At 66.3% G+C, this 23,708-nt stretch carries 24 protein-coding genes and 1 riboswitch; of the genes, 12 read left to right on the plus strand and 12 right to left on the minus strand.

Annotated features, from left to right (window positions below; genetic code table 11):
* The first annotated feature begins 95 nt into the window (after window positions 1–95).
* From otsB to ACW2Q0_RS11920, 4 genes are all read left to right on the plus strand, one after another.
* Window positions 96–2,666, plus strand: coding sequence for a trehalose-phosphatase (otsB, locus tag ACW2Q0_RS11905; RefSeq protein ID WP_457189217.1), 2,571 nt, complete (start codon window positions 96–98; stop codon window positions 2,664–2,666).
* Window positions 2,667–2,851: 185 nt separating this feature from the next.
* Window positions 2,852–3,733: a metal ABC transporter solute-binding protein, Zn/Mn family gene (locus ACW2Q0_RS11910; protein ID WP_457189219.1), complete on the plus strand. Its 882-nt coding sequence runs from the start codon at window positions 2,852–2,854 to the stop codon at window positions 3,731–3,733.
* An 80-nt stretch (window positions 3,734–3,813) separates the two neighbouring features.
* On the plus strand, window positions 3,814–4,749 hold the full coding sequence (locus ACW2Q0_RS11915; RefSeq protein WP_457189221.1) for a metal ABC transporter ATP-binding protein: 936 nt from the start codon (window positions 3,814–3,816) through the stop codon (window positions 4,747–4,749).
* On the plus strand, window positions 4,746–5,615 hold the full coding sequence (locus ACW2Q0_RS11920) for a metal ABC transporter permease (protein WP_457189223.1): 870 nt from the start codon (window positions 4,746–4,748) through the stop codon (window positions 5,613–5,615). Before ACW2Q0_RS11915 ends, ACW2Q0_RS11920 begins: the two co-directional genes overlap by 4 nt.
* Before the next feature lie 31 nt (window positions 5,616–5,646).
* On the opposite strand, the gene ACW2Q0_RS11925 is transcribed toward ACW2Q0_RS11920, so the two are convergent.
* Window positions 5,647–5,802: a hypothetical protein gene (locus ACW2Q0_RS11925; protein WP_457189225.1), complete on the minus strand. Its 156-nt coding sequence runs from the start codon at window positions 5,800–5,802 to the stop codon at window positions 5,647–5,649.
* A gap of 218 nt (window positions 5,803–6,020) precedes the next feature.
* Between ACW2Q0_RS11925 and ACW2Q0_RS11930 the strand changes: the two genes are divergently transcribed.
* Window positions 6,021–6,830 carry an enoyl-CoA hydratase/isomerase family protein gene (locus tag ACW2Q0_RS11930; protein WP_457189227.1) on the plus strand — a complete coding sequence of 270 codons (810 nt, stop codon included), beginning with the start codon at window positions 6,021–6,023 and terminating at the stop codon, window positions 6,828–6,830.
* Between the two features lie 12 nt (window positions 6,831–6,842).
* Here ACW2Q0_RS11930 and ACW2Q0_RS11935 read toward each other — a convergent pair whose 3' ends face one another.
* The 6 genes from ACW2Q0_RS11935 to carD form a co-directional block, all read right to left on the minus strand.
* Window positions 6,843–7,121: a DUF4190 domain-containing protein gene (locus ACW2Q0_RS11935; RefSeq protein ID WP_457189229.1), complete on the minus strand. Its 279-nt coding sequence runs from the start codon at window positions 7,119–7,121 to the stop codon at window positions 6,843–6,845.
* Between the two features lie 149 nt (window positions 7,122–7,270).
* A complete protein-coding gene (gene rlmB / locus ACW2Q0_RS11940; RefSeq protein WP_457189231.1) occupies window positions 7,271–8,248 on the minus strand; it encodes a 23S rRNA (guanosine(2251)-2'-O)-methyltransferase RlmB in 978 nt (325 codons plus the stop codon).
* Window positions 8,248–9,675, minus strand: coding sequence for a cysteine--tRNA ligase (gene cysS, locus ACW2Q0_RS11945; protein WP_457189233.1), 1,428 nt, complete (start codon window positions 9,673–9,675; stop codon window positions 8,248–8,250). The genes rlmB and cysS overlap by 1 nt, the downstream gene beginning before the upstream one ends.
* A gap of 64 nt (window positions 9,676–9,739) precedes the next feature.
* Window positions 9,740–10,207 (minus strand): 2-C-methyl-D-erythritol 2,4-cyclodiphosphate synthase, encoded by a 468-nt coding sequence (gene ispF, locus ACW2Q0_RS11950; RefSeq protein WP_457189492.1) that lies wholly within the window; start codon window positions 10,205–10,207, stop codon window positions 9,740–9,742.
* A gap of 2 nt (window positions 10,208–10,209) precedes the next feature.
* A complete protein-coding gene (gene ispD / locus ACW2Q0_RS11955; protein WP_457189235.1) occupies window positions 10,210–10,914 on the minus strand; it encodes a 2-C-methyl-D-erythritol 4-phosphate cytidylyltransferase in 705 nt (234 codons plus the stop codon).
* 2 nt (window positions 10,915–10,916) lie between these two features.
* Window positions 10,917–11,405: an RNA polymerase-binding transcription factor CarD gene (gene carD, locus ACW2Q0_RS11960; protein WP_011206964.1), complete on the minus strand. Its 489-nt coding sequence runs from the start codon at window positions 11,403–11,405 to the stop codon at window positions 10,917–10,919.
* 590 nt (window positions 11,406–11,995) lie between these two features.
* Here carD and ACW2Q0_RS11965 point away from each other — a divergent pair.
* On the plus strand, window positions 11,996–12,691 hold the full coding sequence (locus tag ACW2Q0_RS11965; RefSeq protein WP_457189238.1) for a hypothetical protein: 696 nt from the start codon (window positions 11,996–11,998) through the stop codon (window positions 12,689–12,691).
* Between the two features lie 180 nt (window positions 12,692–12,871).
* On the plus strand, window positions 12,872–14,278 hold the full coding sequence (radA, locus tag ACW2Q0_RS11970; protein ID WP_457189240.1) for a DNA repair protein RadA: 1,407 nt from the start codon (window positions 12,872–12,874) through the stop codon (window positions 14,276–14,278).
* A gap of 80 nt (window positions 14,279–14,358) precedes the next feature.
* Here the strand turns inward: radA and ACW2Q0_RS11975 are convergent, their stop codons facing one another.
* Both ACW2Q0_RS11975 and ACW2Q0_RS11980 read right to left on the minus strand, forming a co-directional pair.
* Window positions 14,359–15,033 carry a hypothetical protein gene (locus ACW2Q0_RS11975; RefSeq protein WP_457189242.1) on the minus strand — a complete coding sequence of 225 codons (675 nt, stop codon included), beginning with the start codon at window positions 15,031–15,033 and terminating at the stop codon, window positions 14,359–14,361.
* Between the two features lie 120 nt (window positions 15,034–15,153).
* Entirely contained in the window at window positions 15,154–15,777 is a 624-nt protein-coding gene (locus ACW2Q0_RS11980) for a carbonic anhydrase (RefSeq protein WP_457189244.1), read from the minus strand.
* A gap of 147 nt (window positions 15,778–15,924) precedes the next feature.
* Here ACW2Q0_RS11980 and ACW2Q0_RS11985 point away from each other — a divergent pair, with 147 nt between their 5' ends.
* Window positions 15,925–16,809 carry an A/G-specific adenine glycosylase gene (locus tag ACW2Q0_RS11985; protein WP_457189494.1) on the plus strand — a complete coding sequence of 295 codons (885 nt, stop codon included), beginning with the start codon at window positions 15,925–15,927 and terminating at the stop codon, window positions 16,807–16,809.
* Between the two features lie 7 nt (window positions 16,810–16,816).
* Here the strand turns inward: ACW2Q0_RS11985 and ACW2Q0_RS11990 are convergent, their stop codons facing one another.
* A complete protein-coding gene (locus tag ACW2Q0_RS11990) occupies window positions 16,817–17,566 on the minus strand; it encodes an alpha/beta fold hydrolase (protein WP_457189246.1) in 750 nt (249 codons plus the stop codon).
* A 184-nt stretch (window positions 17,567–17,750) separates the two neighbouring features.
* Here ACW2Q0_RS11990 and mhuD point away from each other — a divergent pair, with 184 nt between their 5' ends.
* From mhuD to ACW2Q0_RS12010, 4 genes are all read left to right on the plus strand, one after another.
* The gene (gene mhuD, locus ACW2Q0_RS11995) at window positions 17,751–18,065 is read left to right on the plus strand and encodes a mycobilin-forming heme oxygenase MhuD (RefSeq protein ID WP_457189248.1); all 315 of its coding nucleotides are present in this window, start codon (window positions 17,751–17,753) and stop codon (window positions 18,063–18,065) included.
* A 71-nt stretch (window positions 18,066–18,136) separates the two neighbouring features.
* A riboswitch (cobalamin riboswitch) is annotated at window positions 18,137–18,278 on the plus strand.
* 35 nt (window positions 18,279–18,313) lie between these two features.
* Complete coding sequence (locus ACW2Q0_RS12000) at window positions 18,314–18,508, plus strand: CbtB domain-containing protein (RefSeq protein ID WP_040686176.1); 195 nt, start codon at window positions 18,314–18,316, stop codon at window positions 18,506–18,508.
* The gene (locus ACW2Q0_RS12005) at window positions 18,499–19,287 is read left to right on the plus strand and encodes a CbtA family protein (protein ID WP_457189250.1); all 789 of its coding nucleotides are present in this window, start codon (window positions 18,499–18,501) and stop codon (window positions 19,285–19,287) included. Before ACW2Q0_RS12000 ends, ACW2Q0_RS12005 begins: the two co-directional genes overlap by 10 nt.
* Before the next feature lie 475 nt (window positions 19,288–19,762).
* Window positions 19,763–20,203: an OsmC family peroxiredoxin gene (locus ACW2Q0_RS12010; protein WP_040686169.1), complete on the plus strand. Its 441-nt coding sequence runs from the start codon at window positions 19,763–19,765 to the stop codon at window positions 20,201–20,203.
* Between the two features lie 121 nt (window positions 20,204–20,324).
* Here the strand turns inward: ACW2Q0_RS12010 and ACW2Q0_RS12015 are convergent, their stop codons facing one another.
* Window positions 20,325–20,972, minus strand: coding sequence for a VWA domain-containing protein (locus tag ACW2Q0_RS12015; protein ID WP_457189252.1), 648 nt, complete (start codon window positions 20,970–20,972; stop codon window positions 20,325–20,327).
* A gap of 126 nt (window positions 20,973–21,098) precedes the next feature.
* Window positions 21,099–23,657 (minus strand): ATP-dependent Clp protease ATP-binding subunit, encoded by a 2,559-nt coding sequence (locus ACW2Q0_RS12020; RefSeq protein WP_457189254.1) that lies wholly within the window; start codon window positions 23,655–23,657, stop codon window positions 21,099–21,101.
* Window positions 23,658–23,708: the final 51 nt, after the last annotated feature.

Genomic DNA, 23,708 nt, shown 5'->3' on the forward strand with positions numbered 1-23,708 from the left:
ACGCATGCCACGCGGCACGCTTCGGTGCGGCAAATTCAACACAGTATTGTCACGCCTGCCCCTGAAAAAACTCCTCCGATCACTAGGTTGGACGCGTGAGCGCACAGGATCTGCCACTGGAACTTCGCCGTGCACTGTCGACGGTCGCGCGCGTGCCACGGCTTTTGGTCGCATCGGACTACGACGGGACAATCGCGCCCATCGTGTCCGACCCGGCGAAAGCTTTTCCACATCGGGAATCGGTAAGCGCGCTACGAGCGCTCGCCGGTCTCACCGGAACGACCGCGGCCGTGATCTCCGGCCGCGCCCTGCGAGATCTCGCGGCATTGTCGCGACTTCCGGTCGAAGTGCAACTGATCGGTAGTCATGGTTCGGAATTCGATGTGGGTTTCGTGCACGCCATCGACAATGACGCCAAACAACTGCTGGTCGAAGTCCAGACGAGTCTGACGAAGATCGCCGCGGAAAATCCCGGCGCCATCGTGGAGATCAAACCGGCCAGCGTCGCGCTGCATGTGCGCAACGCGAGTCCGGAAATCGGGCTGCGCGCGCTGAAGGCGGTGCGGCAGGGTCCGTCCTGCTGGGTCGGCGTCCAGGTGACCGAGGGTAAATCGGTTATCGAGCTCGCGGTGATCCAGACCGATAAGGGCGTCGCACTCGATACCGTCCGCCATCAGGAGGGCGCGTCGGCCGCGGTGTTCTTCGGTGACGATGTCACCGATGAGAAGGCCTTCCGCATGCTGTCCGGCCCCGACGTCGGCATCAAGGTCGGCGAGGGCGAGAGCCTGGCCAAATACCGGGTCGACAGCACCGAAGCGGTGTCCTGGGCGCTGGCCTACCTGCTCGAGGAGCGGCGCACCTGGTTGGCCGGCGCGAGCGCGCCGCGCATCGAGCGGCTGAGCATGCTGGCCAGTCCGCGTTCGGTGGCACTGCTCACACCCGACGCGACCGTCACCTGGTTCTGCCATCCCGAGCCGGATTCGGCCGCGGTCTTCGCCCATCTGCTCGGCGGACCGCAGGCCGGTCACTTCACCATCGCACCGGAACGTCCCGGCCTGCCGCTGTCGCAGCGCTATATCGATGGCACCATGACCGTCGAAACCCGCTGGGCCAGTCTGCAAGTGGTGGACTATCTGCCGCACGATGTGGCACCCACCCGCACCGACCTGACCCGGGTGATCACCGGCGATGCGAAAGCGGTCGTTACCTTCGCGCCCCGACCGGAATTCGGCCAGGTGCCGGTCAGCATCGAAATCGAACCGACCGGACTGCGCGTGGTCGGCACCAATGATCCGATAGTGTTGCGCTCCCCCGGTGTGCGATGGCAGATCCAGTCCGATGGCATGCACAGTTCCGCGCGCGCCGTCATCGATCCGTCCAATGGTCCGATTGTGCTGGAAATGCGCTGCGGCACACAGGATCTCGCGCCCGCCATGAGCAGCGAGCCGGAGCGGCGCCGGGATGCCGAGGACTACTGGTCGAAGTGGGCGGCCAGATTGCAACTGCCGCCGCTGAAGCCGGATCTGATGAAGCGTTCGGCGCTCACGCTGCGCGGATTGGTGCACGCACCGTCGGGTTCCATCCTGGCCGCCGCCACCACCTCACTGCCGGAAGACATCGGCGGCGTACGCAACTGGGACTACCGCTACTGCTGGTTGCGTGATGCCGCACTGACCGCGCAGGCATTGGTTTCGCTCGGCTCGCTGACCGAGGCCGAGGAATTCCTCGGCTGGGTACATCGAGTCCTGGAGACGCTGCCGGGCCCGGAGCGACTGCACCCGCTGTATACGCTCTACGGCGAAACCCTGCCGCCCGAGGCATCGATCGATCAGTTGCCCGGTTATGCCGGTTCGCGTCCGGTCCGCGTCGGCAACGCCGCGAATATGCAAGTGCAGCTGGATGTTTTCGGTCCGATCGTCGATCTCATCGCATCGCTGTCGCACGGACGCGAGGCGAACGGATTGGTCGATCCGGCCGAGGTGCTGCCGGACGCCGACTGGGAACTGGTGCGTGCCATGGTCGCCGCGGTGCAGCGGCGCTGGCAGGAGCCCGACCACGGCATCTGGGAGATCCGCGGCAACCCGCGCCACCACGTGTACTCGAAGGTGATGGGCTGGCTCACCGTGGACCGGGCCATCACGCTCGCGCAGCGGTTCCAGCGTCAGATCGATCCGGCCTGGATCACATTGCGCGACACCATCGCCGACGAGGTGAAGACCAAAGGCTGGAACGACGATGTCCAGTCCTACACCGCCGCCTACGACGGCACGGATCTGGACGCGGCCACGCTGCACATCGGCCTCAGCGGACTGATCGATCCGTCGGATCCGCGTTTCGCTGCGACGGTCGTCGCCACCGAGGCGGAACTGCGCAGCGGTTCGACGGTATACCGGTATCACCACGACGACGGCCTGCCCGGCGGCGAGGGGGGCTTCCACCTGTGCGCGGCCTGGTTGGTCGAGGCGTATCTGCTGATCGGTAAGCGCTCGGATGCGGAGGCATTGTTCGCGCAGCTGGTCGATGTCGCCGGACCGACTGGTCTGCTCAGCGAGGAGTACGACCCGGTCGCCGAACGCTCGCTCGGCAATCATCCACAGGCCTACAGCCATCTCGGCCTGCTGCGCTGTGCGCAGCTGTTGGGTAAGCCGGTGGAAGCGTTCGTCTGAGCCCAACCGCCACAAGTTCCGGGCCCGCGAACCCATCGGTTCGCGGGCCCGGTCCGGATCCCGACGTGTTCCGGCAAGCATCGACTCGTGCCATGACAGACCTCCTGCTACAGTTCAAATGGTAACGATTTCCATTATGATCTAGAGCACGCTCTGATCTGCCGTATTGCCAGGAGTACCCGCGCGTGAGCACACCGATTGCCATCAGATTCGCCGGTATCGCCGTGGGGGTGGCCACCGCTGTGGCTCTCACCGCATGCGGTAGTTCGAAGGATTCGGATAAGCCCAACGTCGTCGCCTCGACCAATGTCTGGGGCAATATCGCCACAACCATCGCGGGTCCGGATGCCTCGGTGACCGCACTGATCACCGATCCCGCCGCCGATCCCCATTCCCACGAGACCTCGGCGGTGGAATCGGCCAGGATCAGCGATGCCGATCTGATCGTCTTCAATGGCGGCGGCTACGACGAGTTCATCGAGAAGGCGATCCAGGGCAAGGACAAGCACACCGTCGACGCCTTCGAAGCCCGCACCGATAAGAGCGATGGGAACGAGCACGTCTTCTACGACATCGGCACGGTAGGCACGGTCGCCGACCGGATAGCGAGCGCACTCGGCGAGATCGACTCCACACACGCCACCGCGTACACCGACCGCGCCGCAGCGTTCAAAAGCCGGCTGAGCGCCATCACCGCGATAACTACCAAGGTCGCTGGTGAGCACCCCGGGACCCCGGTGCTGCAGACCGAACCGCTGGCACACTACCTGCTGGTCGCCGCCGGAACCCAGGATCTGACCCCGCACGAATTCCAGGAGGCGATCGAGCAGGAGACCGATCCGGCTCCGGCCGCCGTCGCCGCCACCCAGGATCTGCTGACCGGTAAGAAGGTCCGCGCACTGGTCTACAACACCCAGACCGAGGACAAGATCACCAAGGATTTGCGGGCGCTCGCGCAGTCGAACGGACTCCCCCTTGTCGAGGTGACCGAAACACTGCCCGTCGGTGTCGATTACATTCAGTGGCAGACCAATAACGCCCAGGCACTGGCCGCGGCGCTGGCCTGATCATCATGACAATATCGCGTAGCGATTCCGTGGGGGATGGTGGTCCGGTGACGGTTGGGCGAGCATTGTGCAGCGATTCCATGAGCGGTGGCGACCCGATGCCGGGCGAGGCCGTGGGAGCCGGGCCGGCCGACGAGGTCGGGCGTCGCTTCGAGACCCGTTCAGTCGCCGTAAAGCTCGATTCCGCCGGCTTGGCATTCGGCGAGCGCACGCTCTGGCAAGGGCTGAATCTCGAGATCGCGCCCGGCGAATTCGTCGCGGTGCTCGGGCCGAACGGATCCGGTAAGACCTCGCTGCTGAAGGTACTGCTCGGTCAGCTCGCGCTCAGCTCCGGCGCCGCCCATATCGCGGGTGGGCCCGCACGAGCCGGCAACCCCGATATCGGCTATGTGCCGCAACAGAAGACGATCGATGCCGGTGTGCAGCTGCGCGGGGTCGATCTGGTCGGACTCGGTGTCGACGGGCACCGCTGGGGCCTCGGCCTGCGGCACCGCGCCGAGCGCAAACGCAAAGTTCGCGCCGCCATCGCCGATGTGGGCGCGCAGAAATTCGCTTACGCACCACTGGAATCCATGTCCGGCGGTGAACAGCAGCGGCTACGGGTCGCGCAGGCGCTCGTCGGCGATCCCAAGGTGCTGCTCTGCGATGAACCACTGTTGAGCCTCGATCTGGCCAATCAGCGGTTGGTTTCGGAGCTGATCGATCGACGCAGGCGAACCCATGACACCGCAGTGCTTTTCGTGACACATGAGATCAATCCCATTCTGCCGCTGGTGGATCGGGTGCTGTATCTGGTCGACGGAAAATTCCGGATCGGCACGCCCGATGAGGTGATGACCTCGGCGGTGCTCTCGGAGCTGTATCAGACCGAGGTCGACGTGCTGCGAGTGCGCGGGCGCCTGGTCGTCGTCGGTACCGGCGACACCATGGACGCACTCGGCGCGGCCGGGGCCCAACACTGCCACGGCGCGACGCTTTCCGAGGAATTGCCCGAATCGAGTGGGGTTCGTTCATGATCGACAAGCTGTCCGGTGTCATCTCGAAGATGTTCGACTTCACCACCACCGCAAATCTGCTCTCCTATTCCTTCGTCCAGCAAGCGGTATTCGCCGCCGCGTTGCTCGGCCTGCTGGCCGGGGTGATCGGGCCCTTGATCATCAGCAGGCAGATGTCGTTCGCGGTGCACGGCACCAGTGAGCTCTCGCTGACCGGTGCGGCCGCCGCGCTGCTGGCCGGAATCGGGGTCGGGCTCGGCGCGATCGTCGGCTCGGTGGTGGCCGCGGTGCTGTTCGGTCTGCTCGGCAGCAAAGCCAGAGAACGCGATTCGGTGATCGCGGTGGTGCTGTCGTTCGGACTCGGACTCTCCGTGCTGTTCCTGTGGCTGGGCCCAGAACGCGCCGGGTCGAAATTCTCGCTGCTGACCGGTCAAGTGGTCAGTGTCGGCTATAACGGGCTGGCACTGCTGGCGACCTGCACCGTCTTGGTGCTCGCCGTACTCGCGGTGGTGTACCGGCCGCTGCTTTTCGCGAGTTCGGATCCCGAAGTCGCGGTCGCACGCGGGGTTCCGGTGCGAGCGCTTTCGGTGGTGTTCGCGGTCATGCTCGGCATTACCGCCGCCTTCGGAGTGCAGATCGTGGGCGCACTGCTGGTGCTCGCGCTGCTCATCACCCCCGCGGCCGCGGCGGCGCAGCTGACCGCGAATCCGGTGCGCGCCACGGTGCTCACGGTGGTCTTCGCGGAAACCGCCGCGGTCGGCGGCATTCTGTTGTCGCTCGCGCCCGGTGTCCCGGTCTCCACCTTCGTCACCACCATCTCCTTCCTGATCTACCTGATATGCCGCGTCATCGGCCCCCGCCGCCGACAGGCCGCCCGCGCCCGCTGACTCACCGACCTGATCCGGTGGCGCGCACCATTTATGTGCGCGCGAGCATGGTGCGTGGTGTGGATGCTCGGCGTTCGGCAGCGGCGCCGTAGCGGTGCCGCGCCAGCGGAATGCGGACGAAGGCGAGGTCGAGGCCGATCAGCAACTGGGCACGGCGGCGCCGGGCATCATGGCGGTTTCTCCGCATCGGGTTGTTCGTCGAGGCCCGGTGGGGTTCCCGTGCTCGAACGATCTCCCACAGCGCCGACAGCGTGCCGATACCTGATCAACCGGCGCTGAAATCAGCTATCAGTGCAGGTCAGCAGGGCTCTGGCTGCTACCGATCCGCGGTTTTTCGATGGCATCCGCCTGGGCCGCGAACACGCCGCGCCGCGCGGGCCGAGAACGCGACTACCATCCTGTGGCATGAGTTCGGAACTGCTCGTCGATGTCTCCGCGGGCATCGCCGTCCTCACCCTCAACAGACCCGCACAGCAGAACGCCGTCACCCCCGCCATGGCCGCCGAATTGAGTGCGGCGCTACAGCGTTGCGATGTCGAGGATGCGATTCGCGCGGTCGTCCTTACCGGCACGGCGCCCGCGTTCTGCGCGGGTGCCGATCTGTCCAACCGGGTCGGCGAGGTCAGCGCGACCATCGAACCGGCGCCGTGGCGGGTCCGCAAACCGGTGATCGCGGCGGTGAACGGGCACGCCGTCGGTATCGGACTCGCACTGGCCTTGCAGTGCGATCTGCGGTACATGGCGCGCGACGCGGTCTATGGACTCAATCAGGTGCGTCGCGGTGTACTCGCCGATGGCTACGCGCACTGGACGCTGCCACGGTTGGTCGGCATGGCCAACGCGGCCGACATCATGCTGACCGGTCGCACCTTCGACGGCGACGAGGCCAAGGCCATGGGTCTGGCCAATGGCTGCCTGCCCGGGGGCGAGGTGCTGCCGACGGCACTCGCCGTCGCCCATGACATCGCGAACGGGCCGGCGCCGCTGCCGGTCGCACTGTCGAAGCGGCTGCTATGGGAGGGCCTCGGCATGAGCCCGAGCGTGGTCGGACAACTCGAGACCGATCTGAACGCGCACGTCAGCAAGAGCATCGACGGCGATGAGGCGATGGCCGCCTTCCGGGATCGCCGCCAGCCCAATTGGACCGGGAGCATCAGCGAGGAATGGCCCGCCTGGGACAGCAAGGGCGAACGGGAACGTCCGAGCCTGGACTGACGCGTCCCGCGATTACGCGCGGCCGCCGATCAGGATAAGCAGGAAAATGATCGCCATGCAGACCATGAGGATCGTGCCGACAACGCCGAGAACGTAGCCGACCAGCACCTGCGTGCGACCGCCGTAACCACCTTGCGATTCCTCGATCTGGTCGAGCGCGCGTCTGCCGAGCGCCCAAGCCACCGGCCCCAGCGCGCCGCAGCACAACAGACCCGCCGCACCGAGCGCCAGCACCGCCGTCGCATGCGGATGCTCGATCGTCTCCTTGGGAGCCTGATTCGGGATGACCACGAGTCGAATTCTACGGGGCTGGAGTCGATTTGCGGTTCAACCGCGTCGGCCGATTCGCCCGGACGACCGCGATCGCCGATTTGTGGTCCGCCCGTTGCGGTTCGAACGCGTCCGCAACGTCGACCAGACGCCGATCAGGTTTTCCGCACTCAGACTCGACGCTGGCGCGCGATCTCGGAGAGCACGACACCCGCCGCGACGGAGGCGTTCAACGATTCCACCGGTCCCGCCATCGGAATACCGAGGATCGAATCACAGGTCTCGCGAACCAGCCGGGATAGGCCTTTACCCTCCGAACCGACCACGATCACGGTGGGGGTGCGGCCGTCGAAATCATCGAGGGTAGTGTCACCACCGGCGTCGAGACCGACGATCTGGAAGCCCTGCGAGGCCCAATCCTTCAGCGTACGAGTGAGATTCGTCGCGCGCGCGACCGGAAGCCGGGCCGCGGCACCGGCACTGGTCCGCCAGGCCACCGCGGTAACGCTGGCACTGCGCCGCTGCGGAATCAGCACACCCTGGCCACCGAAGGCCGCCACCGAGCGGATCACGGCACCCAGATTGCGCGGATCGGAAATATTGTCCAGCGCGACCAGCAGGGCGGGTTCGGCCGAATCCAGGACCCGTGCAACCAGATCATCCGGATGGGCATACCGATACGGCGGCACCTGCAGTGCGACACCCTGATGCAGTCCGTTGGCGCTCAACCGATCCAGATCGGTGCGCGGCACCTCGAGGATCGAAATGCCCGCATCCGCTGCGATCTTGACACTTTCGGTCAGCCGGTCGTCGTTCTCGGTGCCCACTGCGACGTACAGCGCACTCGCGGGCACACCCGCTCGCAGACATTCGACGACCGGATTGCGCCCGAGCACCATCTCCGGACCGTCGTCACTCTTGCGTCCGGCCGGACGAGCAGTGCCGCGCGGGCCCGGCCTACCCTGGGTCGCGGCTTTCGCCTTGGCGGCCGCGCGCTTGGCGGCGGGATGTTTGGTACGCGCCTCGGCGGGCGGGGTCGCACCACGCGGCTCCAGACCGCGCCGACGCTGCCCGCCGGAGCCGACGACCGCACCCTTCTTGCTGCCGCCCTTACGAATCGCGCCGCGACGCTGTGAATTGCCTGCCATCAGTTCGCCTTTCCACGCTGTACCGCGCCCGGCGAATGCTGTGCCGCGCCCAGCGACCATTCCGGGCCCTGCGGGGTATCGGTCACTTCGATTCCAGCGGCCTGCAGCCGGTCGCGCGCCGCATCGGCGCTCGCCCAGTCCTTGGCTACGCGCGCCTGCTGGCGGCGGTCGAGTTCGGCGCGCACCAGAACATCCAATGCGTCCAGCGCGACCGAATTGTCCTGTGGTGTGTACCACTGCGGGTCGAACGGGCAGACGCCGAGGATATTCAGCATGGCCCGGACCTGGCCGGCCAGTTCGACCGCCGCATCGAGCGCACCCGATTCCAGCGCCTTATTGCCCTCGTGCACAACTCGATGTACCTCGGCCAGGGCTCGCGGAATCGCCAGATCGTCGTCGAGCGCCTCGGCGAACGCATCGGTCCACTTGCCGACCGCGATCTCCCCGGCCCGCTCGGCTACCCGGTGCACGAAGGCCTCGATGCGCTGATACGAGGCCGCGGCATCGTAGAGCGCCTTGTCCGAGTACTCGAGCATCGAGCGATAGTGCGCGCTGCCCAGGTAGAATCTGAGCTCAACGGCCCGAACCTTTTTCAGCACATTCGGCACCGAGAGCACATTGCCGAGCGACTTGGACATCTTCTCGCCGCCCATGGTCACCCAGCCGTTGTGCAGCCAGTACTGCGCGAAACCGTTACCGGCGGCCTTGGATTGGGCAATCTCGTTCTCATGGTGCGGGAAGACCAGATCCATTCCGCCGCAATGGATATCGAATTCAGGGCCGAGGTAGAACTCGGCCATGGCCGAGCACTCCAGATGCCAGCCGGGCCGACCGGGACCCCACGGCGACGGCCAAGTGGGCTCACCGGGCTTGGCGGCCTTCCATAGCGTGAAGTCGCGCGGATCGCGCTTGCCCTGGCCGGCGCTCTCGCCCTGGGTCACGTCCTCGATTTTGTGCCCGGACAGGCTGCCGTATTCCGGATAGCTGAGGACATCGAAGTAGACATTGCCCGCCGAGGCGTAGGCGTGCCCGCGCTCGATCAACCGCTGCATCAGATCGATCATCTGGGTGATGTGGCCGGTCGCGCGGGGTTCCACCGAGGGCGGCAGGACGCCGAGGGTGTGGTAGGCCTTGTCGAAGGCGCGCTCATAGGTGGCCGCCCATTCCCACCAGGGCCGCCCCGCCTCGGCGGCCTTGATGAGGATCTTGTCCTCGATATCGGTGACATTGCGGATGAACGACACGTCGTAGTCGTGTGCGAGCAACCAGCGCCGCAGTACGTCGAAGGCGACTCCGCTGCGCAAATGGCCGATATGTGGTTCCCCCTGCACGGTAGCGCCACAGAGGTACACCGAGGCACGGCCGGGGACCAGTGGCGCGAAATCGCGCATGGTCCGCGTGTCGGTGTCAAACAGGCGCAGAGTCACGGAAGTCGATCCTAGCTGGTAGAGAAGGCCGCTCACGGAGCGGATCAGGTCGGCGGGGGCTGGATCAGTGACACTCTTGTAGCAGGGCGGTAGCCACTGCCGCAATGCCCTCGCCGCGGCCGGTCAACCCCAAGCCGTCGGTGGTGGTGCCCGATACCGAGACCGGGGCGCCGAGCAACTCGCCGAGCACCTGTTGGGCCTCGGCGCGACGCGGTCCGATCTTCGGCCGATTGCCGATCACCTGAACCGCCGCATTGACGATTTCGAAATTCGCCTCGTCGAGCAGCCTTCGCACTTCTTTGAGCATGGCCGCGCCGGAAACGCCCGCCCATTCCGGCCGTCCGGTGCCGAAGACCGCGCCGACATCGCCGAGTCCGGCCGCGGAAAGCAGCGCATCGCACAGCGCGTGCGCGGCGACATCGCCATCGGAATGTCCGGCGCAGCCGTCATCGCCGTCGAAGAGCAGACCCGCCATCCAGCACGGCCTGCCGGCTTCGATCGGATGGACATCGCTGCCGATGCCGACGCGCATACTCACGCTGGACCCGCCGTCCGTACGCCGTCGAGGACCGCGTTGGCCAGCTGCAGATCGAGCCGGGTGGTGATCTTGAAAGCCATGGGGTCGCCCGGAATGGTGCGCACCCGGGTACCGAGCAGTTCGACCAGACCGGCGTCGTCGGTGGCCCGCAGACGCGCATCGGCATAGGCCGCACGCAGCACGTCAGCGGCGAAACCCTGCGGAGTCTGAATGGCGCGCAGACCAGCGCGGTCGGGCGTACCGGTGACCTCGCCGCGCGGGTCGACGGATTTGATGGTGTCGACCACCGGCAATGCGGGCACGACGGCCTGGGCACCCGCGCGCAGTTCCGCGACGACCCGGGCGATCAGCTCGGGCGGGGTCAGGGCGCGGGCGGCATCGTGCACGAGGAAATGGCCGGCATCGGGGGCGGCGGCGATACCGCAGCGCACAGAATCGGTGCGCTCGGTGCCGCCGATGACCACACGCACCGACTCCGAGGGCGGCAGCAGGGCAACGGCGCGCTCGACGAGTTCGGTGGGGACCATCACGATGATCCGGTCGACCGCCCCGGAGGCGATCAGGCCATCTACGGCCAACCGGACCATAGGTCTGCCGCCGACCGTGACGAACGCCTTGGGTGTGGATTCACCCAGACGAACGCCCCGGCCGGCGGCAGGTACCAACGCAACGACGGATCCGTCGCTGTCAGAAACGTTCACGGTCAGGAAGCCGCAGCGAGAACCTCATCGAGGAGCGTCTCGGCCTTGCCGTCATCGGTGCCCTCGGCGAGCGCGAGCTCACCGACGAGAATCTGCCGGGCCTTGGCCAACATCCGCTTCTCACCCGCGGATAGACCGCGGTCCTGCTCCCGACGCCACAGGTCGCGAACGACCTCGGCCACCTTGTTCACATCGCCGGAGGCGAGCTTCTCCAGGTTGGCCTTGTAGCGGCGGGACCAGTTAGTCGGTTCTTCGGTGTGCGGCGCACGCAGCACCTGGAAGACTCGGTCGAGACCCTCCTGGCCGACGACGTCGCGCACGCCGACATATTCGGCGTTCTCTGCGGGAACGCGAACAGTCAGGTCACCTTGGGCGACCTTCAGGACCAGATACTCTTTTTGCTCACCCTTGATGGTGCGAGTCTCGATAGCTTCGATCAGCGCCGCTCCGTGGTGGGGGTAAACGACGGTGTCTCCGACCTTAAAAATCATGTGTCCCGTGCCCCTTTCGATGTTCACAGTTTAACATGCGACTCGGTAACGGCGCGATCAACTGTGCAGGTCAGGGCCACAACGAGCCGACCGTCGGGGTTGACAGAACCGGCGCGGTGTGCATTGCGTTGTGGCAGAACGGGTTATCGACCGGCGTGAATAGCGCACCGGACGGTCCGCGACCCCAGCAGCGTGTCCGCAACCGCGCCGCCCATGCGGAAAACCGTTACGCAACGGTTGCCGAGCACGGAGTGTCCGTACCTTCCAACACTGGGAATCGGCACGGAGCGAGTCCTACCAGCGACGAGTTCACGGCCCGTCTCGCGTCCGAGCGAAGGCGCGGCTATCGACTCAGCCGAGTCGTCGTACGCACGCGACGCCGGTGCGAGTCCCGACCCGCGCACATCAGGTGCCGAACGACCCGCCCGCGCCGACCAACACGGAGCGAGTCTTACGAGCGAGGGTTCGCGCCCCCGCAGGCGCGGCAAATTAGACACAACCCCGCCGTCTGCTCCGCAGCGGCTACTACTACGCTGCCTAGTTATTACTCTCCTTATCGGAGTGAGCCCGGTCGACATGGAGGACAACCCGTGACTGCCCTGAAAGCTGTGACCGCCTCGACAGGGGCGCGTCGTCGCATGGTTTCGGTTGCCGCGCTCGCCGCCGGGGCGGCGCTCGTGCTGTCCGGCTGCGGTGCGGGCCAGGTGTCGCAGACCGCGACCCAGGTCGCCGCGGTCAACGGCAATCACGCCGACATCGACCGGATCTCGCTGCGCAATGTGCACATCGTCTTCCCGGCCAGCGGCACCGAGTACACCAATGCCAAGGGCGGCAAGGCGATCATCGCGCTGTCGGTCGTCAACAACGGCGAGACTGTCGCCGACGAGCTGACCAGCATCGCCACCGACCTCGGCACGGTGAAGATCACCCCGCCCGCGGGTGCCCCGGCCTTCCGGATCGCCCCGCAGCAGACCGTCGTCGCGGCGACCTCGCCCGCCGCCGTCACCGCCGCCAAGTCCGACGAGCGCGGTGCGACGCCGAGCGGCACCGCCGCTGCGACCACCAGCGCGGCTCCGTCCGGTGACAAGGCCGCCGTCGATGCCGAGAAGCGGCCGGGCCTGATCGAGATCACCGGTCTGACCAAGGACATCACCCCCGGCCTCACCTATCCGGTGACGTTCAACTTCAAACAGAACGGCACCGTGACCGTGCAGGTCCCGGTCGACGCAGGCGCGGTGACCGAACGGCACGAGGGCCAGACCGCCGCGACCAAGGGCGGCCACTGATCAGATCTCCGGAGGGAGACTGCACAGTAGGATTGCCGACGTAACAACTGATCTCGTAAGTACATGGGTAACTCGTCGGGTACGCCCAACGCTGTTCGAGTGCCCGACTGCCGGTCCGGCTCGTGACTTTCGAGGCGCTTACGACCGGCAAAAGACTCGGAGAGGCGGGGGAGCGCGCCTGTGGCAAAGACCAAGTCGATCTTCCGATGCTCCGAATGCCGGTACGAGGTCGCCAAATGGGTGGGCAAATGCCCGGACTGCGGTGCCTGGGGCACCGTCGACGAGGTAGCCGGAGCCGCGGCGACCGCGGCATCGCCGGTCGGGCGCAAGGCTATGCTGCCGAGCACCGCCGCCGCGCCCATCTCCCAGATCGATTCCAAGGTCACCAAGGCCAGGCCGACCGGTGTCGAGGAACTCGACCGGGTACTCGGCGGTGGCATCGTGCCCGGATCGGTCGTCCTGCTCTCCGGTGAGCCCGGCGTCGGCAAGTCGACGCTGCTTTTGGAGGTCGCCCACCGGTGGGCCACCCAGCGCGACGAGAAGTCGCTCTATGTCACCGCGGAGGAATCGGCCGGACAGGTTCGGCTGCGCGCCGACCGGACCGATGCGGTGCACGAAAGGGTCTATCTCGCAGCGGAATCGGATCTATCGGTCGTGCTCGGCCATGTCGAACAGGTGCGCCCGACGCTGCTGGTGGTCGACTCGGTGCAGACCATGCTCGTCCCGGAGGTGGACGGGACCATCGGCGGTGTCACCCAGGTGCGCGCGGTCGCGGCAGCGCTCACGTCACTGGCCAAGGCGAGCGGGATCGCGGTGCTGCTGGTCGGACATGTCACCAAGGACGGCAATGTCGCGGGCCCGCGCACGCTCGAACATCTCGTGGATGTGGTGCTGCAGTTCGAGGGCGATAAGAACTCCACACTGCGCATGGTGCGCGGCATCAAGAACCGCTTCGGCAGCTCCGATGAGGTCGGCTGCTTCGAATTGCATGACGATGGGATCTCCTGCGTCGCCGATCCGTCCGGGCTGTTCCTGCACCACCGCACCGATTCGGTATCGGGCACCGCGGTCACGGTGGCAATGGACGGTAAGCGGCCGCTGGTCGCCGAGGTGCAGGGGCTGACCGTGCACACCGAGATCCCGAATCCGCGGCGGGCGGTGAGCGGGCTGGACTACAACCGGGTCGCGATGGTGCTCGCCGTACTACAGAGCCGCGGGCGGGTGTTCCTCGGCAAACACGACGTGTACGCCGCGACCGTCGGTGGCATGCGCTTACTGGAGCCCGCCGCGGATCTCGCTGTGGCACTTGCCATTGCGAGTGCCGAGCGCGATCAGGCGCTGCCCGTCGGCTGGGTCATCCTCGGTGAGGTCGGGCTGGCCGGTGAGGTACGCCGGGTTACCGGCCTGGAGCGCAGACTCGCCGAGGCCGAACGTCTCGGCTTCAGCACCGCCCTGGTGCCACCCGGTTCGGCACGCACCAGGGGCGGCATGAAGATTCACGAGGTGACCGACGTCAAATCGGCCATCCGCCTCGCCGGTCTACGTAAACAACGCAACCCATCCACCGAAATCGCCCCCGACTTCTGACCCGGTTGTCGCACAACGTCAGTGCTCACGTACCGCATGCGACCATCGCACACGCGATTAGCGCCGGATATGCGGCAGGGTCAGGCGATGTTGAAGGGTTCGGCGGCGCTGCGTAGGGAGCCGAGTTGGGCGACTACGGCGTAGGCGCCGGGTGGGACCTGGACGCGGTCGCCCGCACAGCCGGGCTGGGAGGTCGAGCCGGACCAAGTGACCATGAAGGCGGCTTGTTCGCCGCGATTGAGGGTGCGGACATCGGGGGCACCGTCGGGGTAGCAGTCGGTGCTCGACCAGAGACGGCGCTGGCCGTCGAGGGTGGTTACCGAGACCTGCTGGAGTCCGGAGCCGACATCGCGGGAACACGCCGTGGACGAGATATTGGTGATCACGACGCCGAATACCGGATTCTCACCGGTCTTGTAGGTCGGCTGCTCGACGGTCACCTTCACCGCGAGGGACTGGTCCGGGCAGGTGCCCGCGGCGACCTGACTAGCGCTGGCGGCCGCAGTGGTGGTGCCGGAGGGCTTCGCATTGGATTCGGCGGTGCTCGGTGGCGTGGAGGTCGCGCCCGCGGGCTTATTCGTCGCGGACGTGGAACTCGTCGCGGCCGCCTTTGTCGTACCGGGCGAATCGCCACTGCGCGTGACCGTCAATACCAACCAGATCACCAGTGCGAGCGCCACGACCAGGATGCCGATGGCGAGCACGCGGCGTCGCCAATAGATCTCCGGAGGCAGCGGTCCATTCGGTTCCAGCACGAGTCAACGGTAAGGGCACGATCCGGTGCAGCGACTCAGGACCCCGGCGTGTCGGATCGGAAAACCCGCGCGCGGCAGGTAAATTCCGCTCCCACCGTCGACTGACTCGGATCAGCCGTTTCAGGCCAGCTCACCGATATTGCCGACGACGCGCTGCAACTTCACCTCGCCCTCGGCCAGTTTGTATGTGACACAGGCGATCGCGCACTCACCTGTCGCGACGCGCTGCGAAATGATCATCGAGCGCTGCATGAGCAAACGGCTGGTCTCCACCACATGCCTGGCCTCCATTTCGTCGACGGTGGACAGCCCTTCCCGGCGTCCGATCAGAATCGACGGTGTGACCCGCTCGACCACACTGCGGATGAATCCGCCCGGCACCTCACCGCCGTCCAGGGCGTCGATGGTGGCCTTCACCGCACCGCAGCTGTCGTGCCCGAGCACCACGATCAGCGGCACGTTCAATACCTGCACGCCGTACTCGATCGAGCCGAGCACCGAACTGTCCACCACGTGGCCCGCCGTGCGCACGACGAACATATCGCCGAGGCCCTGGTCGAAGATCAGCTCGGCGGCCACGCGGGAGTCACCGCAGCCGAACAGGATCGCGTGCGGGTGCTGGCCGCTGACGAGCTTGGCCCGGTCGGCCGCACCCTGACTAGGATGCAGCAGCGTGCCACTCACGAAACGCTCATTGCCCTCGCGAAGGGATTTCCAGGCGCTGATCGGGTTGGAATCCGGCATACCGACCATTGTGCACATCGAAGTGGTTACCAGCGAGTCTGGTTCGTTACAGCTCGGCAAATATCGACCGGCCGCAGGACAATAGGAACGGTGAGGGCAGTGTCGGAGGGCGGCGCAGCGCAACAGCGTGCAGGCGGAAAACCCAAGATCACGACGGGCACCAACCGGGTGGATGCCGAATCGTTGCTGGATTGGTACCGGGAGACCGCGCGAGATCTGCCGTGGCGCCGCAAGGATGTCACCGCCTGGCAGATTCTGATGAGCGAAATCATGCTGCAGCAGACGCCGGTAGTGCGGGTCGAACCGATTTGGCGGGAGTGGGTCACGCGCTGGCCGGTCCCCTCCGCCATGGCGGCCTCATCACAGGCCGAGGTGCTGCGCGCCTGGGGCAAGCTCGGCTATCCGCGGCGGGCGCTGCGGCTGCACGAATGCGCCAAGGTGCTCACCGAGGAACACGGCGACGAGGTGCCGACCGATGTCGATGTGCTGCTCGGTCTGCCGGGTATCGGCGCATACACCGCGCGGGCGGTGGCCTGTTTCGCCTACGGACAGCGAGTTCCGGTGGTGGACACCAATGTTCGCCGGGTAGTGGCGCGCGCGGTGCATGGCCGAGCGGCGGCCGGTAATCCGTCCGCCCGCGACCTGCCCGAGACCGAAGCGCTGCTGCCGCACCGAATCGACCATGCCGCAATGTTTTCCGCCGCGCTGATGGAACTCGGCGCGACGGTGTGCACGGCCCGCACACCGGACTGCGCGCGTTGCCCGCTGCCGGAATGCGCGTGGGTTGCCGCGGGCCGGCCGGTCTCCGATGCGGTCCGCAAGACGCAGAAGTACGAGGGCACCGATCGTCAGGCGCGTGGTCGGCTGCTCGATGTGTTGCGCGATGCGACCGGTCCGGTCGAGCGAATCCGCTTGGACCTGGCCTGGACTCGGGATCCCGGTCAGCGCGACCGCGCCTTGGATTCCCTGCTCGTCGACGGGCTCATCGAACAAACCCCCGACGGGCTGTTCGCCTTGGCAGGCGAGGGCTAGAACAGCCTCACAGGGGGTGGTCGAGGACTTTGCGGAGGAAGGCGGCGACCTCGGTGCGGTAGCGCTCGGGCTGGTCATCGTGCACCAGATGGCCCGAGTTCGGGATGCGGACGTAGACCGCGTCGGGGTGGATGGCGGCCATCTGCCGCATCTGCCCCTCGGGGGTGATGGTGAATTCGCCTTCGATCAAGAGCGCGGGGGCTTGGACCGCACGCCATTGCGCCCAGAAGTCGCGGGTGCCCCACTCCGCGGAGATATCGCGGAAGGTCGCGACCGAACCGTGCAGGCGATAGCCGTCCGGACCGCGGTCGAAGGAGTCGAGAAAATACCGCCCGGCGACCGGGCCGAAAAAATCCAGCACCGCGTCCGCATCCGGGAACGGCGGCCAGGCCTCGATCATGGCCGCCCAGTTCGCGGCGGTGCGACCGCGGAAGTCGGGGGCGATATCCTCGACCACCAGCGCGCGCACCCGCTGCGGGTACTGCGCCGCGAAGACCCAGCCGTGCAGGCCACCCATCGAATGTCCGATGACCACCATGGGTTCGGAAATTTCGGCCGTGGCTGCGGCGAGGTCAGCGATGAAGGCCTCGGTGGTCAGTTCCGCGGGCGCGGGGCGCCCGTGCCCAGCGGCGTCGAAGGTGTAGACATGGCCGAACTCCCGCAGCCAACCGAGCTGTTCGCGCCAGGTGCGGGCGCTGCCCATCAGTCCGTGCAGCAGCAGGATCGGCACTCCCGCCCCGCCTTCGTCGTACAACACCGTGTCGATTTTGCCGTGTTGGCTTTGCCGCGCCCTCGGCGCTGCCTGTTCGCGGCCCGGGTATCAGCATCGCGAAGCGATCCGATGAGGGGTGACGCTCGGAGGACGGGCGAGCGTCGCGGTCGAGTGCCTACCTCGCATGCGCTGCGCAGTGCCCGAGGTGCCCAGACGTATCGTCGGAGCTATGGCTGTTGTGAAGATCAATGCGATCGAGGTTCCGGAGGGCGCGGGCCCCGAGTTGGAGAAGCGATTCGCCCATCGTGCGCATGCGGTCGAGGGCTCGCCGGGCTTCCTCGGCTTCCAGTTGCTGCGGCCGGTGGCCGGGGAGAACCGGTACTTCGTTGTCACCCAGTGGGATTCGGAGGAGTCGTTCGCCGCATGGCGGGACGGGCCCGCGCGGGAGGCGCATGCCGGCGAGCGGCAGAAGCCGGTTTCGACGGGTGCCTCGCTGCTGGAGTTCGAGGTCGTACTGGACGTCGCGGCCAAGTCCGATTCCTGATACCACTGGACAGACGCGGCGGGCGACTCGCCCATCCTGGCCTGGGCGAGTCGCCCGCCGTATTGACGGCGGGGACGACCGGATGTCACAGTTCACATGACATACGCGAGGGTGATGCGGTAATTCGGTGAAATTCCGAAGCGGTCGCGCCACTGTGTTCTTGCACCGAGTCCTCGGTGCCGGAAAGCCAGACACCGGCACCTTCGTACCGAACCACTCACGGGACGCGCATCCCTAGGAGGACTCGAATGGCTATCGCGCATTCACCAAGTCGGGCAACCGATTCACTCGGCACACTGCTCATCGCAGTGGGCGTCGTTCTTCTCGCACTGCTCACGCTGTACCTGGTCGGTTTCGACCAGGGCGTCATCTCGCGTAGCGGGATGTACCTGCACGAGCTCATGCATGACGGACGTCACCTGCTCGGTGTGCCGTGCCATTGATCGGATCGCTCAAAACCCTACTGCTGCGTGGCCTGCTGGCCGGTCTCATCGCCGGTCTGCTGGCCGCGACAGTGGGCTACTTCGTCGGCGAACCCAAAATAGACGCCGCCATCTCGATCGAAGAAGCCAATACCGCCAAGGAACAGGCCGCCCAGCACGCCCACGAATCAGCCGGGCATACGCACGGTGACGAGGAAGAACCGCTGGTCAGTCGGTCCGGACAGAAGTTCGGGCAGTTCCTTGCGCTCGGGCTCGCCGGACTCGCGCTCGGCGCGATCTTCGCTTCGGTCGCGTATTTCGCCCGTCGGTACACCACCTTGTCGGGGCCGAAGCTCGCGCTCGGATTGGCATTGGCCGGTTGGACCGCGATCGTGGCGGTGCCGTTCTTCAAGTACCCGGCCAATCCGCCCGCCGTCGGTGAACCGGACACCATCAACCAGCGCACCCTGCTGTGGTTGGCGGCGGTATTACTGGGACTTGCCGCCGTCGGTATCGGGCTATATGTCTACAAACTGCTTGCCGCACAACTCGATACGGTCCGCCTGATCGGCGGGGTCGGGGCTTTCGTGCTCGTTGTCGTGCTCGGCTACATCCTGTTGCCCGGCGTCAACGAGGTGACCGACGACTTCCCGGCCGTGCTGCTATGGCAGTTCCGTGCGACATCGCTCGGCGAGACGGCTACCCTGTGGGCCTGCCTCGGCCTCGGTTTCGCGGCGCTCACCGAATTCGCCACGCGCGATAGCACTCCGGTAGGAGCATCGGCCACTTCCGCAGGCTGATCCGGAGTTCATGCGGCATGCGAAGTAGCCACCGGATACGCGACGGACTCACTGCCAGCGGCGGACCAGGCCGGACTCGTAAGCCATCACCACGGGTTGGGTGCGGTCCCTGGCATCCAGTTTCATTGGTGTCCTACGTCGCACTCTTTGCTGCGGCCACTGTATGGCTGGCGCAGCGGCACGATATGGTCTGACCATTCAGGAACCGAAAGCCGTTGGCGGACAACAGTTCATCAGCGGTTTTCGGCGCATTCAGCGCCGATTCTCGGACCGCACGAAATCGGCCGGCTCCGCCGCGATCTGCGCACAGGTGAGACGCCCTGGCCGCTGTGCTCGGACAGCTCGATCGGCCGCGCCCACTTGACCGTTGCCCGCCGCCGCACCGCTTCGGCGGCCGCCCTTCGCACGCGGCCCGGCGGCCGCGGGGGTAGGTTCGACTGCGAATTGTGATTCGCACATCTTCGAAAGGACCGTGATGCCCACACGTACCGCGCGCACCGCTTGGACCGGTGGCCTCCAGGACGGCTCCGGCCAGGTCGAGCTGGCCAGTTCCGGTGTCGGCAAGTACGACGTCTCCTTCCCCAAGCGCGCCGCCGACGATGCCGACGGCACCACCAGCCCCGAGGAACTGATCGCGGCGGCGCACTCCTCCTGCTTCGCCATGGCCCTGTCGGCCCAGATCGGCAATGCCGGTGGCACGCCCGAGAGCCTGGACGTCACCGCCGATGTGACCCTCGGCCCGGATCCGGACGGCGGCTTCCGCATCAGCGCCATCAAACTCACCGTCCGCGGCCGGGTCTCCGGCCTGGACGCCGACGGCTTCGCCGCCGCGGCGGCCGCCGCCAAGGCAGGCTGCCCAGTGAGCAAGGCCCTCGCCGGGGTGGACAACATCACCCTCGACGCCGCCCTCGCCTGACTTCCCGGCTCCTCGCACAGCGGTGTGCGAGGAGCCCAGTGGTTATGCGAGACGCGTACGCGCACAGGCGCAGGGCCAGTATCGTCGGCAGGCCGATGTCCGGATGGGGGTCCCTACGGAACTACTTCCCGTCCGGATCAGCCGCTTGCCGCTCGGCATCGGTGAACCCAGCCACCGCCTGCCCAGGCGCGGCCATACTGCGCCGCGCCGAATACGCCGCGGCCGATGCGAATGCCCCGGCCGCTCCCGCCGGAGTCGCACCGTAGGTGAGCGAACGCCGCGGATCGAAGCCCAACTCGGACCCCACCGCCACCGCATCCATATTCGCGCCGAGGAATACGAAATCCCAGGAGTACACCTCCTGCTGCTGCGTGATCAGCGACCGCACCGCGGCATGCGTCCATTCCCGGCTGGAATTCTCGTGCCCATCGGTGAGGACAACGACGATCACCGTGCCCGGCCGCTCGTGCTCGGGTCGAGCCGCGAGTTCCCGGCCGACATCGGTGACCAGCCGCCCCACCGCGTCGTACAGCGCGGTGCCGCCGCGCGGCGCCAGGCTCAGCGGCGGCACCTCGGCGATCGGCCGATTCGCGTAGACCAGCTCGTATTCGGTGTCGAACTGAGCCAGCGTCACCAGCGTCGCCTTCGACACCTTGCGCTGTTCCTCGATGTAGGCATCGAAGCCGCCCTCGGTATCGGTCTTGATCGCCTGCATGGAACCCGACCGATCCAGCAGCACCGCGATCAACGTCAGATCTGGATTTGTCACCTAGCACCCCCGTGATAGTTGTCCGAATGACCGCTCCCCACGGTACGCCGCCGCCCGAGCGTGCGAATTCCACAAAAATGCCGCCCACCGGATTTCCGGTGGGCGGCATCTTCCAGCCGTTGCGACTTACTCGCCGGCGGCCTCGGCCGTGGTACCTTCGCCCGCACCCGTGAGCACGACCTCCGGCTTCTCCTCGGTCGCTGCCGCCTTGGTCAGCTTCGCCTTACCGGTGAAGGTGAACTTGGCGTTCTCGCCGGAGCCCTCGCCGTCCCAGCCCTCGACATCGACCACGATGGTCTGTCCCGGACCGATCTCGCCGAAGAGGATCTTCTCCGACAGCTGGTCCTCGATCTCGCGTTGGATGGTCCGGCGCAGCGGCCGGGCGCCGAGCACCGGATCGAAACCGCGCTTGGCAAGCAGTGCCTTGCCCTGCGGGGACAGCTCGATCTCCATGTCCTTGTTCTTCAACTGCGTGGCGACGCGGCCGATCATCAGGTCCACCATCTCCACGATCTGCTCCGTGGTGAGCTGGTGGAAGACGATCACGTCGTCGATGCGGTTGAGGAACTCGGGCCGGAAGTGCTTCTTCAGCTCGTCGTTGACCTTGAGCTTCATCCGCTCGTAGTTCGAACCCTCGGCGCTGGACTGGGTGAAGCCCAGGCCGACCGCCTTGGAAATATCCGAGGTACCCAGGTTCGAGGTGAAGATCAGCACGGTGTTCTTGAAGTCGACCGTCCGACCTTGACCGTCGGTGAGACGGCCGTCCTCCAGGACCTGCAACAGCGTGTTGTAGATCTCCTGGTGTGCCTTTTCGATCTCGTCGAACAAAACGACGGAGAACGGCTTGCGGCGCACCTTCTCGGTGAGCTGGCCGCCCTCTTCGTAGCCCACGTACCCGGGCGGGGCACCGAAGAGCCGCGATGCGGTGAAGCGGTCGTGGAACTCGCCCATATCGATCTGGATGAGCGCGTCGTCGTCGCCGAACAGGAAGTTCGCCAGCGCCTTGGACAGCTCGGTCTTACCGACACCGGACGGACCGGCGAAGATGAACGAGCCCGAGGGACGCTTCGGATCCTTCAGACCGGCGCGGGTGCGGCGGATCGCCTTCGACACGGCCTTGACCGCATCCTCCTGGCCGATGATCCGCTTGTGCAGCTCGTCCTCCATGCGGAGCAGCCGGGTGGTCTCCTCCTCGGTGAGCTTGAACACAGGGATACCGGTCCAGTTGGCGAGCACCTCGGCGATCTGCTCGTCGTCGACCTCGGCCACGACATCAAGATCACCGGAACGCCACTGCTTTTCGCGCTCGGCGCGCTTGGCCACCAGCTGCTTTTCCTTATCGCGCAGCCGCGCCGCCTTCTCGAAGTCCTGCGCGTCGATGGCGCTTTCCTTCTCCCGGCGCGCATCGGCGATCTTGTCGTCGAATTCGCGCAGGTCCGGCGGGGCGGTCATGCGACGGATGCGCATGCGCGCACCGGCCTCGTCGATCAGGTCGATCGCCTTGTCCGGCAGGAACCGGTCGTTGATGTAGCGGTCGGCCAGCGTCGCGGCGGCAACCAGGGCGCCATCGGTGATGGAGACCCGGTGGTGCGCCTCGTAGCGGTCGCGCAGACCCTTGAGAATGTTGATGGTGTGCTCGACCGTCGGCTCCCCGACCTGCACCGGCTGGAATCGGCGCTCCAGGGCGGCATCCTTCTCGATGTACTTGCGGTACTCGTCGAGGGTGGTCGCACCGATGGTCTGCAGTTCACCGCGAGCCAGCTTCGGCTTCAGGATGGACGCCGCGTCGATCGCGCCCTCGGCGGCACCCGCGCCGACGAGCGTGTGCAACTCGTCGATGAACAGGATGATGTCGCCGCGGGTGTTGATCTCCTTGAGCACCTTCTTCAGGCGCTCTTCGAAGTCACCGCGGTAGCGGCTGCCCGCGACCAGGGAACCCAGGTCGAGGGTGTAGAGCTGCTTATCCTTGAGCGTCTCCGGGACCTCACCGTTGACGATGGCCTGCGCGAGGCCCTCGACCACGGCGGTCTTACCGACACCGGGTTCGCCGATGAGGACCGGGTTGTTCTTGGTGCGGCGGCTCAGCACCTGCATGACGCGCTCGATTTCCTTCGAGCGGCCGATGACCGGGTCGAGCTTGCCCTCGAGGGCGGCCTGGGTCAGGTTGCGACCGAACTGGTCGAGCACCAGCGAGGTGGACGGGGTCCCGGCCTCGCCGCGCGAACCGGATTCCACCGGCTCCTTGCCCTGATAACCGGACAACAACTGGATCACCTGCTGACGTACCCGGTTGAGATCCGCACCCAGCTTCACCAGCACCTGCGCCGCGACACCCTCACCTTCACGGATCAGGCCGAGCAGGATGTGCTCGGTGCCGATGTAGTTGTGGCCGAGCTGCAACGCCTCGCGCAGGCTCAGCTCCAGCACCTTCTTGGCCCGCGGGGTGAACGGGATGTGACCGGACGGGGCCTGCTGGCCCTGGCCGATGATCTCCTCCACCTGGCTGCGCACACCCTCCAGCGAAATACCCAGGGATTCCAGCGACTTGGCCGCTACGCCCTCGCCCTCGTGGATCAACCCAAGCAGGATGTGCTCGGTGCCGATGTAGTTGTGGTTGAGCATCCGGGCCTCTTCTTGGGCCAGGACAACGACGCGCCTCGCGCGGTCGGTGAACCTCTCGAACATCGCTCCCTCACTCTCCTGCTCCGACATTCTGGCGTCCGACGCTTCGGTGGC

This window comes from Nocardia citri, assembly GCF_054065835.1.